Here is a 15,063-nt window from a genome sequence, read left to right as displayed (position 1 = left end):
TCATAAGGAAAAGATAAGGGAAACATCAAAGGAGTGATTGTCAAATATGTATATAGGATCGATTTGTGTCTCTCCATTAACTGACCAATTCATCAATTCTGAAGAATATTCATGGTTTTTGCTAAAAATATTGAAGATGCCATACTTTTCCTTCAGGTAGAACTTTTCTTTAGTACCTAATGATAGAAAATATTTGTATTGCCATCCTAATTTCCATCTGGGGTTAAGTCGTACTTCGTAACCTATCCCAGCAACCATTCCAATATTCTTTTGTTTAAAAAAAGGCTGAACTCCATCTTGCTTATCAAAAGCAAAACGGCTCACAAATTCGGCATATCCTAAATGTAAATTCATATAGGTTGGTCTCTTGGAATTGAATTGCCAACGATACAATAAACCTAAATCCCAGTGTTTATTCTTAACAGAGCTATTGTAGTTTTCTGCTTGAGTGAATGTTGCAAAACATTTGCTCATAAAAGCATATCTAATCATTCCAGAAACACCGATAGTAATTGGTGAAATATGAAATGACTCATCCCAATTCAATTGATCGTTTTGATAATTGAGCGTAGTTGTAGCTCGAAGTTCATTGCTCATCAAAGTATAAATTTGAATACCAAAACCCAATTCCAATTTGGATACCAGCTTATACAGTTTGCCTGAAGTTCTGGAAAATTCGACTTGTGGCACGGAATCAACAACTGGCATATCATTTAATATGATCAAGCTATCCCCAGCTTTCTTTTCTATCACATCGTGAAAATGTGTTTTTTCTTCATAACTCCAGTTCACTAGTGTATCGAAGTCAATTGACTTAGTTTTAAAATATTGACTCAATAAAAAATTCTTACTTTTCAATACGGCTTCATCCCAAGTATACGCAAAATACCAACCCTCATCACTTAAATTATATTCTGTAATAAAAAGACGTTGGTCCGGCCACCTAGACTCTGGGTTTCCGAGTAGACCAGACTTCGTGTATTGATATTCGGCTTTTAGAAAAACCTTTTCCATCATATCTACATAAATCTTTCCCTTGAATTGTCCTTCTACCAGAGATGAGGAGTTTGGTGTAAAACCAATCACATCTACTTTCCGGTTTTGGAGACTGATTTCTCCCAAGTACATATAATCATATTTATTAAACCCAGAAGGATTAATAAACTCTTCTCGCTTCATTACAAAATCAAAACGATGAGGTATATGAGCACCTGCATAGATTTGGGTATAAACCGAGTTTGCCACATTATAAGTCTTAGATAGCGAATCTATTTTAACCTCCCCTTTGCTATGCTTCCTGGTATAGGACTCCTTTTGCACTTGTAATTGGGCTGAGGATGTAATTTGTGCGTGTCCAAGGGTATCCATGTATTTTTCTGTCAACTCACCACTCAACAAATGAGGTTTGGATATATAAGCATTAGGAATATTATCATATACTTCTCTAATCATGTCTTCAAGGGTGGTGGGGGTGATAGTGACGGACTTAAGTACTTTTTGATCTGGAATTAGTGTTAGTATTGTTTTCTTATGAAGAGAAAAAGCTTCACTAGAAAACGTCAAAGCTTTATATCCAATACACGTTGTTCGATAAGTGGCGTCTGAACTTTTTGAAATCGTGGCATTTCCAAAATGATCTGTAATGGCCACTAGTTCCCCTTTACTTGATATGTGGGCGTAGGGAATAGGTTCATTGGTTTGGCTATCCTGTAAATGGATATAGAATGATTTTGAATTTTGCCCAAAAGTCAACGAGCATATCGCAATGAATATGCTGAAAAGTATGAATTTCATCGAGGTGTAAAAGGCTAAGGTTGATTAAAGAAATTATATAAGGCCACCTCTAAAATATCATTCGACTTATAGAATTCAAAATATACTCTGCATGCCTACTGTCTAAGCGAATACATTTATAAAGATTCAAATGGGAGATAGACTTACTCCTCGTACGCCCAATCAATTCCTGTCTTCATATCTTTGAGCACGACACCTTGGGCTTTTAGGCCGTTTCTGATTTCGTCTACTTTGTCGTAGTCTTTGGCTTCTTTAGCTTCCTTGTAGACATTGATTAAAACGTCAATCAAACCATCAAAATCTACATTACTTTCTTCCTTCAAGCCGAGTATATCCAATACAAAAGACTCGAACGTAGTCTTCATTCGATTGAACGTATCTGACCCTATTTCGGCAATGGAAAGCACTCCAGTATGAATGGAGTTGATTTTCTTCAAAAGGTTAAACAAATGACCAATGGCCAATGCCGTATTGAAGTCGTCATTCATTGCGCGATAGCAGTTGTCGCACAGGCTATTGATTTGTTGAATGGCTTTTTCGTTTGGTTCGCCATCAGCAATTCCTTCTGCAGATAAACCACGTAGCGTTTTCAATCCATTCATCAGTTTGCGATAGCCTTTTTGGGCAGCACTTAGGGCTTCATTGGAAAAATCCAATGTACTGGCATAATGCGATTGCAACATGAAAAACTTAGTGGTCATTGGGCTATAAGCCTTATCTAAGAGCTCATGATCACCTGAGAACAATTCTCTCGGTAAGAAAGAATTACCGAGGGATTTACTCATCTTTTGACCATTCACCGTCAGCATATTGGTATGAATCCAGTACTTCACAGGATCAGTACCATGAGCACCTACAGACTGCGCCAGTTCACATTCATGGTGAGGGAATTTTAGGTCCATTCCTCCGCCATGGATATCGAAAGTTTGTCCTAAATATTTTTTACCCATCACGGTGCACTCCAAGTGCCAGCCTGGAAAACCAGCACCCCATGGTGAGTTCCAACGCATGATGTGTTCTGGAGAAGCATTTTTCCAAAGCGCAAAATCTACTGAGTTTCTTTTTTCATCTTGCCCATCCAAATCTCTGGTGTTGGACAAGAGTTCTTCTATTTTTCTACCCGAAAGTTTGCCATAATCATGGTCTTTTTGATAGGCATTGACATCAAAGTAAACCGAACCCTCCACCTCATAGGCCAAGCCTTTTTCTATCAATAGCTCGATCATCTCAATTTGCTCAAGAATGTGACCGGTAGCCGACGGCTCAATGCTCGGCGGCAGTGTGTTGAACATGGCCATGACCTGATGGAAATCCTGCGTGTAACGTTGAACCACTTCCATTGGCTCTAGGTTCTCTAACTTAGCTTTTTTGCCAATTTTATCTTCGCCTTCGTCACCATCGTTGACCAAATGTCCTACATCCGTAATGTTTCTAACGTATCGAACTTTATAGCCAAGGTGCATGAGATACCTGAAAATCACATCAAAACTCAAGAAGGTACGGACATTGCCTAAATGCACATCACTATAAACGGTAGGTCCACAGACGTACATGCCTACATGTGGGGCATGAATAGGTTCAAATAGTTCCTTCTTTCCGGTTAGTGAATTGTTGATGCGAAGATCTTTGAGCATTGATGATAGGTTTATCTCTATGAAAAAAGGTTTATACGGGCTAAATCCAAAAAAGTAAGTTAATTCAGATTAAAAGTTACTTCTAATTTGATATCCGGATGGATACTTAAAGCAACGGGGCAAGTTTTGGCTGCATTGATGAGCATCTTTTTTTGTTTGTCAGTCAGTTCCAATTTAGGCCAATTGAAATTGACATGAATTTCTGACACTTTTCTTGGGCTGGCGGACATCACTTTGGTGATATCAGTAGTCAAGCCTTCCATGGCAATATTTTCGCGATCAGCGACTTGCCCCATGATAGTCATCATACACGCACTCAACGAAAATGACATCAAATCGGTAGGAGAGAATGCTTCACCTTTGCCCATATTATCTACCGGAGCATCAGTTATGATCTTATTCCCCGAAGGAATATGCAGGCCTTCGGTACGAAGGTTTCCAAGATATTGGTTTTTTAAGGTGCCCATTAAACTTTAAATTTTGAAAAAACGTTATTTTGCAAAGCTTAAGTACCTACACTTCAAATCAAAAGTTATCAGAATTTAATTTTGTCTGAGTAATGTAATAAGTGGATGAAGTTGTTAGATTTATTAAGAATATGCGCAGAAAGCTTTTACTTATATCATGCCTTGCATTTTTTGCAACTAGTGCCGTCGCCCAATCGTCTGGTCATTACGACTATACCAAAGAGTTTATTTGGGGCATCAATAAGAACACAAATGGTGGCTTGATTGGTGGGTTCGTGATGAAGTTCTCTAGTGCGCTTAGTGAGACCCAATTTCGTACCATTGGGTTCGAGCTGATGAATGTGAAGCATCCCAATGAGCATAGAAGAAATTCAGCAGCTGGAAATCCATTTATTTATGGCAAATCCAATTATTTGTATGCCATTCGAGCACAATACGGAAGAGATTTTATTCTATTCAAGAAAGCACCACAACAAGGTGTTCAAATCAATGCTTCTATTGCCGCTGGTCCAACCATTGGAATAGTTGCTCCATATTATGTAAAAGTAGGAGATAGCCGCACGGCAGTGCCTTTTGGGTATGATCCAAAGACCGTAGGCCCAGGGAAAACACCAGTATTATATTCATATCAATCCATTACAGGAACCGGTCATTTGTTTCAAGGGCTTGGGGAATCAAAAATCAAACCTGGCTTAAACCTGAAAGCTTCTATGACTTTTGAAATGGGTGCTTTCAAGAGTAATGTGACTGGATTTGAAATAGGATCTATGATAGAAGCCTATGCCGGCGAAGTAGAGTTGATGCCAGTGGAAGACAACAAATCTGTTTATTTGTCGGCTTTCATTACGCTGTTCTACGGTCATAGAAAATAAGTAGCCATACTCTGATCTTTTCAAAAAACCACTCGTAAACCCTCCAAGTTAGTACACTTGTTTGTTTCTTTGCACAAATTTCGAGTTTCATGATAGAATTACCAGTAGTCGACGGAAAGCAAGCCAGAAAGCGCACGAAGCCAGATTGGTTGAGAGTGAAGTTGCCAGTAGGCCAAAGCTATGCTAATGTGAGAAAGATTGTAGATGAAAACAAGCTTCATACAATCTGTGAGAGTGGCAATTGCCCAAACATGGGTGAATGTTGGGGAGCCGGTACTGCTACTTTCATGATTCTTGGAAACGTTTGTACACGTAGCTGTACCTTCTGTGCTGTAGCTACTGGTAGACCACCAGAGTACGATACAGATGAACCTAAGCGTGTAGCTGATGCCATTAAAACCATGGGTGTAAAGCATGCGGTGATTACTTCGGTTAATCGTGATGAGTTAAAAGATCGTGGGGCAGAAATTTGGTATCAGACAGTAGTAGAAACCAAAAAGGCTTCACCGGAGACAACTATTGAAATTTTGATCCCAGATGTAAAAGGAAAATGGGAAGCACTTTATCGTATGATTGATGGTGGACAAGAAGTGGTCTCTCACAATATGGAAACCGTAGAAAGCCTTTATAGAAGAGTTCGTCCACAAGCCAAATATGCCAGGAGCTTAAAGCAAATCAAGCTGACCAAGGAATATGGTCAACGTACCAAATCTGGTATCATGCTGGGGCTGGGTGAAACAGTAGACGAAGTGCACAAAGCCATGGATGATTTGGTAGAGCATGGGTTAGATATTCTGACCTTGGGTCAGTACTTACAGCCAACCAAAATGCACATTGAAGTAGCGGAGTTTATTCATCCCGATCAATTCGATAAATATAGAGAAGAAGGATTGAAAAGAGGATTGAAATATGTCGAGTCAGGTCCATTGGTAAGATCTTCATACCATGCTGAAAGACATGTAAACGTACCGATTTAAATATTGAGACAAGTAGATAATTCAATCTAGCATTACCTATTTCACTTCAATATTTTCATTTTCAATTTGTGATAGTTCGACCAAGGAAGCCTCGATGAAAGCTTGATCAAGGGACTCGACTGGAGCGTTTTTATCCGCTGGCTTGAAATTGATGTAATCTTGAAAAACCATATCTTTGATTGTTCTGCGATTCACCGCCTGACGAAATCTTACTCCTCCTCCATCTGTCAAATAGGAATAACCTAGAAAGTCCAATGTATTAGTTTCTGCATTGATCCAGTATACAAATACATCTTCGAAATCCTTCCCGCCGTTCTCTTGCTTAAAAGTCACTTGAACTTTCTCATAGAGTTTTTGATTGATCACTTTTTGGCCTAAATACTTCTTTACAACAGCAGCATCATTCAACCCATAAGGCAATTGAAAAAAATACAAGACAGAGTTTACTGAATTTGCATATTTGAATTTCCACTCATCACTAATATATAGAAGTGTGTCATTGACATATCGCTCAAGTTCCGTGCTATTAGTTAATACATCTTTGACCTGGCCCAAACTATCATCTTCGAACGAACGGATATAAGTATAGCCCTCGGGCTTTCGTTGAACCAAATAGTGCTTATCCCGAAAATCGAAAGTCACCGTACGCCCTTCAAAAAGTTGTCCTCCATGAGCGGCAATAGCCTTGTCGATAATCTTTTGTGGGTCTTTGTTTGGCGTACAAGCGGCCAGTAATACTAGAAGTAAAATGTAAATATTTTTCATTAGTGTATCATTCATAGTGTCGCATACGGCACGACCACATTAGGGTTTAAATAATTCATAAATCAAAGACCAATATTACGAAGAATCGTTTCTTCTAAAGCGAAAAATAAGCTTACATTTGAAATGAAATTTAAAGCAATACGCGCATGGCAATTCTAGGATTACGAACAGCAATTTATAAAGTAGGAAATATTAAAGAAGCTACAGAATGGTATACGAAAGCCTTTGAAGTTTCTCCGTATTTCGAAGAAGACGGATACGTCGGCTTCAATGTGGCTGGCTACGAATTAGGTCTACAACCAGAATCGACTCCTACGACAGAAAAAGCCGAAAGTGTAATCAATTATTGGGGAGTAGAAGATATCCGTGGTAGGTATCAGCATTTCTTAGATTTAGGCGCCACAGAGCATGAACCTCCTACTAATGTTGGAGGCGCTTTGGAAGTGGCTACCGTGAAGGATCCATGGGGAAATATTCTAGGGTTGATTTATAATCCTGATTTTAAACTCTAAGGCTTAGTCCCAGTTGATTGTGGTTTCAAAAACACTGTTGCCCTTAGCCATTGATTTGGTGATGTCAACTTTCAGGTTTTTGCATCCGCAGATTTCTAAGGCCATTTCCATCCACCCGGCAATTCGATATTCTATCAATTCATTTTTAATTGGCAATTTGGTGAATTGAATAACCATAGATGTATCTGAACTATGAGCTACAGTTAAATCTGTAGGCTCGTAAAAAGTAGCAATCACGCGAGAAGCTCTTTTCAGCATAAATGAGGGGGAGCTAATTAGGACAAACACCTTATAAATTCCAGTCAAGCCCATCTTAGCGCTATATCGACCAGATTCCCACGCCCCTTGCTTTTTATCATCGTAAAACATATCGCAAAGCACCTCTGTAGGTACGATCACACCTGGTTCTACTGGATACCAATTGGAGGTAGATACCGAAGAAAGCAATAAATTCGATGCTGCCGATAATCCCTTTTTCCATTCTTCGTATTTGCTCCCGTGATTATCCGCAACAAAACTATCTATACTCTTGATTACTGATCCTCTGACTTGCATTCTTGATTGATATTCGATTGGTTAATTTCAAATATAAGAATTATCCCCAAATCGACTAAAATTATTAGACGAAACTAACATTCTAAAAATCTGTTTATATATTCTAGAATCGAACTCCACTAACCAAGATGAAATTTAACAAACTAAAATTAGGATCCAAAAGCGTTAAAAAGCAGCAGGGTTTTTATGCCGATGTTTTAGGCTTTGGAATAAAAAAAAGTACTACTGACCAACTCGTGATACAAGCAGGATTTACTGAATTTATTTTTAGCCAACAACTTGACCCACCTAACTTGTATCATTTTTGTTTTTTAATTCCTACAGGCAGCTTGGAATCTTCTATCCAGTATCTAGAATCGCGCGAAATTGAACTCCTGCCTTTCCAAGAAGAGAAGATTATTCACTTTGATACTGGTCGCTCTATTTATTTCTTTGACCCTGATGGAAACATTGCTGAATTTATTGAACGACCCTCACTTGATTACCCAGCCAAAAAAACTTTTGACATCAATGATGTCATCTGCGTGAATGAAATCGGGCTTCCCGTTTTGAATACACTAGAAATGAGTCATGAATTAATGACCAACAAAGGTGTTCAGCCTATAAACCCGAAAGCTTGGAATGAAAATTTCTGTTGGGTGGGTGATCATGAAGGTGCCCTAATAGTCGTCAAAGAAGGACGGCATTGGATGCCAACAGAGATTCCCTGTGTTTTAAATGATTTTGAACTGGATTATTTAGAAAATGGAGAGCATATGACTATCAAGTGTAAATCAGGAAAACTAACTACATAAATCCGAAACAATGAAAATATATACTTACCTCGTTTATTTAGTTGTATTCATTTCTTGTCATGTTGAAACCTCTACTGAGTCAGATTCAAAATTGCTCTCTCAAACCATAGACGAGTTTAATCTGGCATTTGAAAAAGTTGATATCAACAAACTCAATCAATTGACTACCGACCAGTACACACATGTAAATGGAAGTAGCCCTGCCATTTCCAAAGAAGCTTGGATGACTTATTTGAAAAATAGAAAAGAGCAGCTAGAAAACGGAGCACTTGAGGTTACTAAATATCAGTTCAAAGACAAGCAACTCATACTATATGATCAATCAGCCTATGTGACTGGTGTTATAGAAATGGATGGAGTTTTAAATGGCGAAGTATTCTCAAGAAGGATCAGGGTTTCTCACTCATGGGTAAAAGAAGAAGGACAATGGAAACGAGCTGGTTTTCATGACGTGAGAATCCAATAAGCATCACCGTTACGGTTTGAATTCACTTCCAGATTATCGAGGTTTGCGCAATGAATGAAGAACCTCAGCCCCTTGTCTCTATCATTATGGCCACGAAGGACACCGAGCCTTATTTGCCTGCCTGTCTGGATTCAATCCTAGCTCAAACCTACCCTCATTGGGAATTGATTGCCGTTAATGATCATTCTACAGATCGTACGCCAGAAATATTAGAAGCTTACGCGCAAAAGGATGCCCGTGTCCGTGTATTTCATAGCACAAAACCCAAGCTCATCCCAACGCTACAAGAGGGATACAAGCATGTCAACGGAACACTAATCAATCGGATGGATTCCGATGATAAAATGCCAGCTGATAAACTGGAAGTACTTGTTGATGAATGGCAAAAGCATGGCAAGGGAACAATTATTGCTGGGGGTACGGAACATTTCGTTGATGAAGGTGAAGTAGGTGATGGATTTCTCCGCTATGAGCGTTGGCTCAACGATGTAGCACGTAGAAGTGTCCACTACGAAGAGATTTACAAAGAATGTGTGATCCCATCACATAGTTGGCTAGCACATAAAGATGATTTTGATGCCGTAGGAGCTTTTGACTCGGAGATATATCCAGAGGACTATGACCTGACTTTCAGGTTCTATAAGCATGGTATGAAGATCGCTGGATTGGATAAAGTATTGCACCATTGGAGGGACCGATCCAATCGGATTTCGCGTACATGGGAAGAATATAAGGACAACAGGTACTTCGACCTAAAGATTAAAAATTTCTACGAACTAGATAGAGACCTGTCCAGACCGTTAGTATTGTGGGGAGCTGGCCGAAACGGCAAAGACATGGCCAAATTACTCCTTCAGCAGGAAAACCAGTTTCACTGGGTCTGCGACAATGAAAACAAAATAGGGAAGGATGTTTATGGCATTAGGCTAGCTCACTTTGAAGAGATTCAGAACCTAGACCACCCACAGCTCATGATAGTGGTAGCTTCTCCGGATGGACAAGTTGAAATAAGAGAACAATTAAAAAAATGGGGCAAAAAACCAGTATTAGATTTCTGGTTTTTTGCCTGATGAACCTTAGTCCATAATTTCTCTTACGTTCTTTTCGATTTTGCCTGCTAGAATATCTGTCGGCAAGTCATTGATGTCTGAGCCAAACGGATCTTCTATCTCCTCTGCCAGTAATTCGATACTCATCAAAATATATAGTATCAATACTACGATCAGAATGGTCCAATAATGATATACCGTTACAAAAGCGAATGGTAGCGTAGCTATGAATGTGAAGATAAACTTCTTCATAAACATGCTATATGAATAAGGAATAGGTGTATTTCTAATTCGTTCACATTTACCCATGATATCAGTCAAAGCTACCAACTGCTCATCGAGTACTCGGTATTGTTCCTGATCAATTGTTTTGTCTTTCTTTAGCAGGTTGGTAATTCCAATGAGTCTTTTAGCAATGGCGTTAGGTATATGATCGAGATTCTCCATCTTCAGCTTTTCCACCATCTCCTGTCCCATTTCTACCGGTACTCCTTCTCTCAAGTGCTCCTTCAATGCCTTAGGATAAGCAGCAATACATTCTGTGATATATTGTCTTTCAGGATGGCTTCCAGGCACCATTATTGAAAACTTGATCGCCAGATTTCGAGTATTGTTTACTAACTCTCCCCAAACTTTTCGACCTTCCCACCATCTGTCATAAGCGCCATTGGTTCTAAATACCAAAAAGAATCCTAGTACAATACCCAATATACTGTGAACCGATGTGGTACTGACAAAGTTGATGTCTAACTCATAAAAAACATAGGTGATAAATGACGTATAGACTGTGACGTACATCAGCGCAGGCAACAAACGTCTGAAAACATATCGGCTGTAGCTATGAAAGAGTAAGTTTAGCCAGCTCTTGGGGTTATATTCTACCATAGACCAAAACTATCAAAAAATGGCTAACTACCACGAGCTTAACGTCCTATCACAATAAAATCCGTATTTTTACTGAGTACCCTTAGTCCTTCAGTCTCCCCCTCAATACACTCACGTTCGAATTGAACGGATTTCCTGAAGCCCGTCTAAATGACACCACTTGCCCAACATGCCAGATGGCATCTGCCAACGGACCGTTGAGCTGATTCCAGAATGGATACTCTGTACGCCCTCTAGAACTGATGAATATTATCTTGTAACTCTCCAGATCTTCTGCCGTGCTTTGCTTCAAAATCTCACTCGCCTCTTTGATGTTTTGTAGTGTCTTGGCTCTTTTTTCTTCAAAGGTCAATTCTTCCTCATTCTCTTTTGTAAAGTCATTGGGCAGTTTTTTCGTAGCGTTTACCAAAACATTGGTAAGCTCATAAATATGATCAATGGTTTCTGCAGCCGTTCTAGCTTCTGGAGATGGTTGATAAGCCAAATCTTCGGCCTTCAACCCTATCGTACCCCAATAGTACCTAAAACCTAATCCATCTACCATTCGAGCTGCCACTGTACCAGCATTGTAACTTTCTGGGTATTCTGGTATTTTGTAATAGTAGTCTGTAGAGTCCTGAGCCTTAGCAATAGCGCTAAGACACACCAAAAAAAGTAATAATGTACGCATACAATGATTTGATTAGTAAAAAAAGAAAGAAACGCTCCAAGCTAGTTATGGTTCTGAAATTTACACGAACGGAACAGAAAGGAGCCTGTCTCAAAAGAAGACCTATTGGAATTTCTATCAAGTTAAACTACGTCGAAACATAGTCTGCTTCTGTCAGTGGGGCTTCGAGTACCTCAGCCTGACAGGTGCCGTTATTTTTGAGACCGTCTCCATTTAGGAACTTCTATGACTCTAAAATTTCATAGCCAACCCCAAACCATTGGCATTCAAGTTCAGCCTAAAATCTACAGCGACTTTCTGATAGCCATTGTTATAAAATTTCATGGCTTTGTCTGCATTTTTTTCAAACCCCTTTTTGAATGGAATGGACAATAGTGCACAGCCAGCCCCAATATAAGCTAGCGTCCAATTAGGATCATCATTGCCCGCAATATGCTCACCAATAGGCCAGAAAATTAATACGCTTGACGCTGCTGTGAGCAAGGCATCTCCCATATAGTTGATCGCCAGAGGCTTCACAAATTCACTCATATTCGAATCTTCGCCAATAAGCTTAAAAAACTGCGCGTTGGTCATGGTGATCCCACACTTTTTGTAGGCCGCCTTAGTTTTAAACAAGCCGATTTTTGTCTTTTCAATAGCATTATCTGTTTGTGCCAAACTATAAGAGCTCATAAAGATTGCTAAGCACAGTGTCAATAACATTTTTTTCATGATAGGTCTAAACGTTAATCCAAATTAGAACTTATAAACTTATTCTAATATAAAAAAGGCAGCCATTGCTGACTGCCTTCATCTTTATAGTCGGAATGACAGGATTTGAACCTGCGACCCCCACGTCCCTAACGTGGTGCGCTACCGGACTGCGCCACATCCCGAATTAGTAACAAAACAGGGTATCGAAACGATGCGCTACCGGACTGCGCCGGGCGACGTTCGCCACTTCCTGAATATGTATTTGGGGTGGCAAATTTAAATAAATTTTGAAGTGATTATCAATTAGTTGCTAAAATTCAATTCGGTAACTGAGTACGGGTATTAATCCAATCTGATCCTCCTGAACAATCTGCTGCAAACCATCATTGTAATACTGTTCTCCATAGTTCATTCGTCCTGTTACATTTTGTAGATCCAGTCGCCATTCGGAAGTAGATTTAGCTCTGTTTTTTCGATAGCTAATTTGCAAATCAAACCTAAAATAATCGGGCGCTCGTTCTTCAAAAGCACGATCAAAATCATTCACTTGTCGGCCTTGATCTATTGATTCTTCTAAATCAATAGGAATTAGCCGCTTATTTCCAGCATAAGAAATTTTAGCGCTTACACCAAGGATATTGTTTTTCCCGTTCTTACCAACCTTCCATTCCTTACCTCCCAAACCATGATAAGTGAAATTGCCATTGAATCTGGAGTTTCTCTCAATTTCATCTCCGCCTTTGTATTTGGATTCGAAAATGGAACCATTGACCATAAAATAGTAGTTTCTAGAAAATCGTTTATCCAGCGTCATTTCTATTCCGTAGTTTTCTCCAGTGCCCTCATTTACAAGTGGGATTGTTGAATAGTCATCCGAAGAATTGATCGACGAATACCAACCAAAAGCAGGGTTGTTAGAAATAGGAATATTATAGAGATGTTGATAGTACACTTCAGTTTTAAAGTATAAACTTGGCCCTAACACCCGATCATAGCCCAAAACGAAATGATTGGCTTTGGACATGCCCAGATTAGGATTGTTGTCAACGGTAGTGCCATCGCTGTTGATATGATTTCCGAGGTAATACTCCAAAGACTCCAATCTACTATGCATACCAAAACCGGCAGTGATAGATTGATTCTCTCTGAATTGCCACTTGAGACTTGAGCGAGGCTCCCACGAATCCTCTCCTGTAAAACTAAACCTGAAATAGTGTAAGCCATTAACCAGACTCAGCTTCTCGGTAATTCTAAACTTCCATGACACAAAAGCTTGTTGAGTACCTGAAGCGCCTTCATCATTAAACAAAACCAGATCAACAAAAGGATCTGCATTATTAATGTTATGCTCCCGCTCTACAAAATCATAATCCAACCAACTAATAACAGTTCCTAATTCTAAAATATGCCGGGAATTAAACTTTTTGTTCAAGATGACTGACCCCCTGGTATAGCTTTTCTTGAATGATTCAAGATTATTATAATCCACATTAATGGTGTCTTGTTGATATTTCACGAACTCATCATTCCCAACCTCAGTCCCTGAGACAGATACATTAGTCTTTAAAAATGTACTACTATTGAGGATCAGATCATTAGATACACCAATTACACCCATATTGTATTTTTCAATATCTTCTCGAAACCCCTCGCCGGTCCTCGAATATTTGCTTAGTCCGCCCATGCCAAAAACAGAGAAGGTCCCCATGTTCTCAGTTGGAAAATTTACTTTGAAAGCTAAATCCTGAAAGGTATTCTTTTCATTCTCATCTATTTCTACAACACCAAGGTCACTCAGAATAGATAGGGTAGAATATCGATAATTGAACAAATAAGAGCTACCCGAAGATTTACTAATTGGTCCTTCTGAAGAAAGGTCTATTCCTAACAATCCGGCCTGAACTGTATGCTCATGCTTTTCATTATTTCCTTTTCTCAAATTGATATCAAATACACCAGAAAGCACATTTCCATAAATCGGCGCAAACGCACCAGTATAAAAGTCTGATCTAGAAATAACCTGTGTGCTAAACATACTGATCCCTCCAGAAGAAGCCCCTTCGCTGGAAAAGTGATTGGGATTGGGAATTTCAACACCTTCCATTTTCCAAAGTATACCTCGAGGACTATTCCCTCGAATCACAATTTCATTAGAGTCGTCGTCAGTTCCCATGACGCCAGCAAAAGAAGAAGCCAGTCTCATGGGATCACCAATACTTATGGGGTATCTTTTGGTTTCCTCAACAGTAAATGATCTCCCACTGATCATACCCATTTCGTTGAGCGGCTGTGACCCAATGCCAGTGGCACTCACCACGATTTCTTCCATCTTTATCACAGATTCGACCAACTCCACATCCAATATCAGCTCCTTACCAGAACCTAATAGTACATTGGGAATTGCGCCTTCTTCATAACCCAAATAGCCATAGTGTAGCGTCAATCGGCCAACAGGCACATTGGTCAATCGATAATTGCCATTCATATCCGTTGTGGCTCCTATCAAAGGATCCGAGCCAACAACCATTACGGTTGCGCCAAAAATGGGCTGTTTTGTGTCCTTGTCTAGAATAGTACCCCGAATCGTTTGAGTCAATTCATTATACTTTAGTACAATATTTTGATTTACCACTTCGTAAGAAACAGGCAAATATTTTAACGATTCATCTAGTGCATACCAGAAGGAAATATCTTGTTCTTTAAGTGTTACTTTTTCATCTAAGGGTATAGCACTAGAGCTATAGGAGAAGGTGTAATCTGATTGCTCTTCCAAATAGGTTAGAACCTTTTCTAGCGGAAGTTCATGAAAATAGGTATTAATCTTTAAATCAGTTTTTTCCTGTGCCAGCACACTTCCTGTAGAAAACAGGCATAGCAAGGCCAAATAATAATATTTGTTCATTGGTTTAAGATATTGTTTTGAGTAT

15 protein-coding genes and 1 tRNA gene are annotated in these 15,063 nt (G+C 39.3%); 6 read left to right on the top strand and 10 right to left on the bottom strand.

All coding sequences use genetic code 11. The annotated features are described in order from the left end of the window. The 3 genes from R8N23_RS02835 to R8N23_RS02825 all read right to left on the bottom strand — a co-directional run bounded on the left by R8N23_RS02835 (position 1) and on the right by R8N23_RS02825 (position 3,895). On the bottom strand, positions 1-1,794 hold the full coding sequence (locus R8N23_RS02835) for a hypothetical protein (RefSeq protein ID WP_318170051.1): 1,794 nt from the start codon (positions 1,792-1,794) through the stop codon (positions 1-3). A gap of 143 nt (positions 1,795-1,937) precedes the next feature. Then, a complete protein-coding gene (gene cysS, locus R8N23_RS02830) occupies positions 1,938-3,428 on the bottom strand; it encodes a cysteine--tRNA ligase (protein ID WP_318170050.1) in 1,491 nt (496 codons plus the stop codon). Between the two features lie 59 nt (positions 3,429-3,487). Beyond that, positions 3,488-3,895, bottom strand: a complete 408-nt coding sequence (locus tag R8N23_RS02825) for an OsmC family protein (protein ID WP_318170049.1) — start codon at positions 3,893-3,895, stop codon at positions 3,488-3,490. A gap of 131 nt (positions 3,896-4,026) precedes the next feature. Between R8N23_RS02825 and R8N23_RS02820 the strand changes: the two genes are divergently transcribed. Both R8N23_RS02820 and lipA read left to right on the top strand, forming a co-directional pair. After that, positions 4,027-4,767: a hypothetical protein gene (locus R8N23_RS02820; RefSeq protein WP_318170048.1), complete on the top strand. Its 741-nt coding sequence runs from the start codon at positions 4,027-4,029 to the stop codon at positions 4,765-4,767. An 89-nt stretch (positions 4,768-4,856) separates the two neighbouring features. Next, complete coding sequence (gene lipA / locus R8N23_RS02815) at positions 4,857-5,744, top strand: lipoyl synthase (RefSeq protein WP_318170047.1); 888 nt, start codon at positions 4,857-4,859, stop codon at positions 5,742-5,744. A gap of 36 nt (positions 5,745-5,780) precedes the next feature. On the opposite strand, the gene R8N23_RS02810 is transcribed toward lipA, so the two are convergent. Continuing rightward, a complete protein-coding gene (locus R8N23_RS02810) occupies positions 5,781-6,509 on the bottom strand; it encodes a DUF6503 family protein (protein WP_318170046.1) in 729 nt (242 codons plus the stop codon). Positions 6,510-6,655: 146 nt separating this feature from the next. Between R8N23_RS02810 and R8N23_RS02805 the strand changes: the two genes are divergently transcribed. After that, positions 6,656-7,021 carry a VOC family protein gene (locus R8N23_RS02805; RefSeq protein ID WP_318170045.1) on the top strand — a complete coding sequence of 122 codons (366 nt, stop codon included), beginning with the start codon at positions 6,656-6,658 and terminating at the stop codon, positions 7,019-7,021. Between the two features lie 3 nt (positions 7,022-7,024). Here the strand turns inward: R8N23_RS02805 and R8N23_RS02800 are convergent, their stop codons facing one another. Further along, complete coding sequence (locus R8N23_RS02800; RefSeq protein WP_318170044.1) at positions 7,025-7,576, bottom strand: hypothetical protein; 552 nt, start codon at positions 7,574-7,576, stop codon at positions 7,025-7,027. Positions 7,577-7,704: 128 nt separating this feature from the next. On the opposite strand from R8N23_RS02800, the gene R8N23_RS02795 reads away from it, so the two are divergent. From R8N23_RS02795 to R8N23_RS02785, 3 genes are read left to right on the top strand one after another with little or no spacing between them, the layout of a single operon-like run. Continuing rightward, the gene (locus R8N23_RS02795; RefSeq protein ID WP_318170043.1) at positions 7,705-8,370 is read left to right on the top strand and encodes a hypothetical protein; all 666 of its coding nucleotides are present in this window, start codon (positions 7,705-7,707) and stop codon (positions 8,368-8,370) included. A 10-nt stretch (positions 8,371-8,380) separates the two neighbouring features. Continuing rightward, positions 8,381-8,836, top strand: coding sequence for a nuclear transport factor 2 family protein (locus tag R8N23_RS02790; RefSeq protein WP_318170042.1), 456 nt, complete (start codon positions 8,381-8,383; stop codon positions 8,834-8,836). A 50-nt stretch (positions 8,837-8,886) separates the two neighbouring features. Then, positions 8,887-9,906: a glycosyltransferase family 2 protein gene (locus tag R8N23_RS02785; protein WP_318170041.1), complete on the top strand. Its 1,020-nt coding sequence runs from the start codon at positions 8,887-8,889 to the stop codon at positions 9,904-9,906. 6 nt (positions 9,907-9,912) lie between these two features. On the opposite strand, the gene R8N23_RS02780 is transcribed toward R8N23_RS02785, so the two are convergent. The 5 genes from R8N23_RS02780 to R8N23_RS02760 all read right to left on the bottom strand — a co-directional run bounded on the left by R8N23_RS02780 (position 9,913) and on the right by R8N23_RS02760 (position 15,038). Further along, entirely contained in the window at positions 9,913-10,770 is an 858-nt protein-coding gene (locus tag R8N23_RS02780) for a bestrophin family protein (RefSeq protein WP_318170040.1), read from the bottom strand. Between the two features lie 82 nt (positions 10,771-10,852). Then, positions 10,853-11,440, bottom strand: coding sequence for a DinB family protein (locus R8N23_RS02775; protein ID WP_318170039.1), 588 nt, complete (start codon positions 11,438-11,440; stop codon positions 10,853-10,855). Positions 11,441-11,671: 231 nt separating this feature from the next. Further along, a complete protein-coding gene (locus R8N23_RS02770) occupies positions 11,672-12,115 on the bottom strand; it encodes a hypothetical protein (protein ID WP_318170038.1) in 444 nt (147 codons plus the stop codon). A 129-nt stretch (positions 12,116-12,244) separates the two neighbouring features. Beyond that, positions 12,245-12,318, bottom strand: a tRNA-Pro gene (locus R8N23_RS02765). Between the two features lie 128 nt (positions 12,319-12,446). Next, positions 12,447-15,038: a TonB-dependent receptor gene (locus tag R8N23_RS02760; protein WP_318170037.1), complete on the bottom strand. Its 2,592-nt coding sequence runs from the start codon at positions 15,036-15,038 to the stop codon at positions 12,447-12,449. Between the last annotated feature and the right edge of the window lie 25 nt (positions 15,039-15,063).

Source organism: Reichenbachiella sp. (assembly GCF_033344935.1).
Taxonomy (GTDB): Bacteria; Bacteroidota; Bacteroidia; order Cytophagales; family Cyclobacteriaceae; genus Reichenbachiella.
This window is presented reverse-complemented; position numbering and strand designations above follow the sequence as displayed.